General features: G+C 71.1%; 5 protein-coding genes. All 5 read right to left on the reverse strand.

All coding sequences use genetic code 11. From position 1 onward, the window contains the following. Window positions 1-39 precede the first annotated feature (39 nt). Window positions 40-576: a hypothetical protein gene (locus IQ216_RS12810; RefSeq protein WP_193815780.1), complete on the reverse strand. Its 537-nt coding sequence runs from the start codon at window positions 574-576 to the stop codon at window positions 40-42. Between the two features lie 42 nt (window positions 577-618). Beyond that, window positions 619-786: a hypothetical protein gene (locus tag IQ216_RS12815; protein ID WP_228007498.1), complete on the reverse strand. Its 168-nt coding sequence runs from the start codon at window positions 784-786 to the stop codon at window positions 619-621. A gap of 83 nt (window positions 787-869) precedes the next feature. Further along, window positions 870-1526, reverse strand: a complete 657-nt coding sequence (locus IQ216_RS12820) for a 5-formyltetrahydrofolate cyclo-ligase (RefSeq protein ID WP_193815782.1) — start codon at window positions 1524-1526, stop codon at window positions 870-872. 12 nt (window positions 1527-1538) lie between these two features. Beyond that, complete coding sequence (gene ruvC, locus IQ216_RS12825; protein WP_186697006.1) at window positions 1539-2021, reverse strand: crossover junction endodeoxyribonuclease RuvC; 483 nt, start codon at window positions 2019-2021, stop codon at window positions 1539-1541. A gap of 12 nt (window positions 2022-2033) precedes the next feature. Next, a complete protein-coding gene (gene bchI / locus IQ216_RS12830) occupies window positions 2034-3122 on the reverse strand; it encodes a magnesium chelatase ATPase subunit I (RefSeq protein WP_186697005.1) in 1089 nt (362 codons plus the stop codon). Between the last annotated feature and the right edge of the window lie 87 nt (window positions 3123-3209).

Here is a 3209-nt window from a genome sequence, read left to right on the forward strand (position 1 = left end):
GGGCTGCCCGTGGCCCCGGGGGTGGGCTCGGCCATTCAGTCAGCGGCGGCGACGCAGGGCCAGCATGGCGGCTGCGCCCCCACCGATGGCGCTCATGCCCAGCAGCCAGCCCGTGGAGGGCCGCAGCGCCAGCGGACGGATCGGGCGGCTTGGGGCTCTGGGTTCGAGGCCGGGCGGCGGTGTCTGGGATCCCGGCAGTTCCAGGTAGTCGCGGTGGCCCGGGCCCCGGTCCACCTGAACCTCCCAGTCGGGGCTGGCCTGGCTGGGCAGGCTGAAGCGCAGGCGCCCCTCACCATCGGTGCGGCCCACTTCGATGGGCTCGCCGCCGGGGGGCATCAGCCGCACGATGGCGTCGTCGGCGGGCTCCCCGGTGCCGAAGCGGCTCTCCAGCAGGAAGTCGTTGTTCAGGGCCTGGACCCGATCCAGGCTGCTCTCGATGGCGTGGGCCCTGGCCGGCGGAGCACTGCTGGCCGCCCCCAGAACCAGGGCCGTGGCGGCGGCGAGCGCCGGAGCCAGGCAGGACAGCGACGTGCTGGCTCGCCAGCGGGCGACACGAAGCTCAGAGGCAGCAGCCATGGGGTCCAGTGGCATGGGGGCTGAAGGCGTGGAACAACGAGCTCAGGAATCCTGCCAGCGACTGTCGCGGCTCTGGCCCGCCTGCACCATCCGCACCATCGAGCTCACCATCATCGAGAGGGCGTCGTGGGTATCACCCCGACCAGCCAGCTCGGAGGCGAGGACGCGATCGGCGGCACTCGGGGCTGTGGTGGGGGCAGACAGCTTCACAGACAGAGTCACAGAATTCGGTGTGGCCGCTCGCGAGATCTTCGCAAATCCCTCCGGCAGATGAGCTGCCTGCCGAGGCTTTGTCAAGGTTTGTCGTGACCGTCCAGATGGGGAGCAGCCGGCTCAGTCTTGCCCAGCCAGTGCAGGTCCCGCTCCGTCAGCCAGCCATCGAAGGGTACGTCCCAGGGATCCCTGGGGAGCTGGTCGCACAGGCAGCCGGAGGGCAGCACGGCCAGGGCAGGCACCCGCCGCCAGCACTCCTGGCCGCGCAGGCGGTCGTACCAGCCGCCGCCATAGCCCAGCCGCACGCCCTGCCTGTCGATGGCCAGGGCCGGCACCAGCAGCAACGCCAGGGCTTCGGGCTCCAGCCTGCCCGCCCGCTCCAGCGGTGCGGGGATGCCGCAGGCGTCAGCGGCCAGGGCCTCCCCCGGCTGCCAGGGGCGGTAGTCGAGGCGGCCGGCGGCGATGGCCGGCAGGGCCAGGTGCCGGCACCAGGTGGGGCTTGTGGTCAGCAGGGGACGCAGGTCCGGCTCCCCCGCTAGGGGCCAGTAGAGGCCCAGCCGGCCCCGCCTCGTTGCCAGGACAGGGGCTCCGCCATCCTGCGGCCAGGAGCCCGCCTGGGCCAGCAGGACCTCCAGGTGCTGCAGCAACCCTGCGCCGCAGCCGGCCAGCAGCTCTCGGCGGCGCACCCGGAAGCTCGCTCTCAGCGTCTCTTTGCCGGCACCATGGGGCTGCTGCATCTGCCGGCCGTCTCAGCGCTGGAACCAGCCGGTGAGCGCCGCGGCCAGGGCATCGGCGGCATCATCCGGTCGGGGTGGAGTCTCCAGGCCGAGCTCCCGCATGACGGCCTCCAGCACCTCCGCTTTGTCGGCATGCCCATGGCCCGTGAGGGCCTGCTTGATCTGCATCGGCGGCAGCTCCACCACCGGCACCCGGAAACGGGCCAGGGTCATGATCACCACGCCCCGGGCCTGGACCACGGCGATCGTGGTGCTGGAGCGGTAAAAGAAGAACTTCTCCACCACGGCCAGATCGGGCCGCCAGGTGCGCAGCAGCTGCCTCAGATCGCCGGCGATCTCCACCATCCGCTCGCCCTCGCTGCGCCCCGGGGCCGTGCGCACGATGCCGCAGTCCAGCAGCTGCTGCCTGGGCTGCCCTGCCGGCCCGGACTCCTCGACATCAATCACGCCGTAGCCCACCCTTGCCAGCCCGGGATCGATGCCGAGGATGCGCACAGCCGCGGCCGCCTAGGCCGCCAGGGCCAGTTCGAACTGACTGCGGTCGCTCGGTTCGGCCCGCTCGAACACCTTGCAGAACACCTTCACCACCCGATCGCCCGAGTCGATCTGTTCCAGGGGGTCCTTGCGCAGGCGGTGGCGCAGGCAGCAGGCCGCCACCCGGGCCACGTCATCGTCGTCCACTTCGGTGCGCCCCTCAAAGGCGGCCAGGGCCCTGGCCGCCCGGTTGGTCACGATGTCGCCGCGCAGCCCATCCACGTTGAGGTCGCCGCAGATGGCTGAGATGCGGATGCGCAGGTCATCGTCGATGCGCACCTGGGGGAGCCTCTGCTGAGCCTCCACCACCCTGGCCTGCAGGGCCTCCTGACGGGCCTGGACGGCGTCGTTGAAGCCATCGGGGTCCTGGTCGAAGGCGGTGCGCTGATCCACCACCTGCACCCGCAGCTCCGGATCCCGCACGGTGCGCACCTCCACGCTCATGCCGAAGCGATCCAGCAGCTGGGGCCGCAGCTCGCCCTCCTCGGGGTTGCCGGAGCCGATCAGCACAAAGCGGGCCGGGTGACGCACGCTCACCCCCTCGCGCTCCACCGTGTTCCAGCCCGAGGCCGCCGAATCGAGCAGCACGTCCACCAGGTGGTCGTCGAGCAGGTTCACCTCGTCGACGTAGAGCAGGCCGCGGTTGGCCTTGGCCAGCAGGCCGGGCTCGAAGGCCCGCACCCCCTCGCTGAGGGCCCGTTCGATGTCGATGGTGCCGCAGAGCCGGTCTTCGGTGGCCCCCAGGGGCAGATCCACCATCGGCACCTGGCGCTGCTCCACCGGCAGCTGCTCGCCGGCCTCGGCCCGCTGGCGCACCTCAGCGCTTTGGAGGTCGGGGTCCTCCGGAGAGCTGTTGTAGGGATCGCCTTCCACCACGGGAATGCCGGGCAGCAGATCGGCCAGGGCCCGGATCGTGGTGCTCTTACCCGTGCCCCGGTCGCCCATGATCATCACGCCGCCGATGCGCGGGTCGATCACATTCAGCAGCAGGGCCAGCTTCATCTCCTCCTGGCCCACGATCGCGGTGAAGGGGAAGACCCGGCGCTTGCGGGCTTGCGTCACGGTTGGCTGATGGCTGGGGTCGGAGGGGATTGTTTCACAGGCAACAGGCTGAGCACCTGGGGCSSGGTGGCGTCGGCCGGGTTGATC

Source organism: Cyanobium sp. LEGE 06143, from assembly GCF_015207535.1.
In the GTDB taxonomy this organism is placed as follows: domain Bacteria; phylum Cyanobacteriota; class Cyanobacteriia; order PCC-6307; family Cyanobiaceae; genus NIES-981.

Coding starts and splice junctions, on each gene's coding strand:
- IQ216_RS12810 (WP_193815780.1), bottom strand. CDS start 576: ATGGCTGCTGCCTCTGAGCTTCGTGTCGCCCGCTGGCGAGCCAGCACG.
- IQ216_RS12820 (WP_193815782.1), bottom strand. CDS start 1,526: ATGCAGCAGCCCCATGGTGCCGGCAAAGAGACGCTGAGAGCGAGCTTC.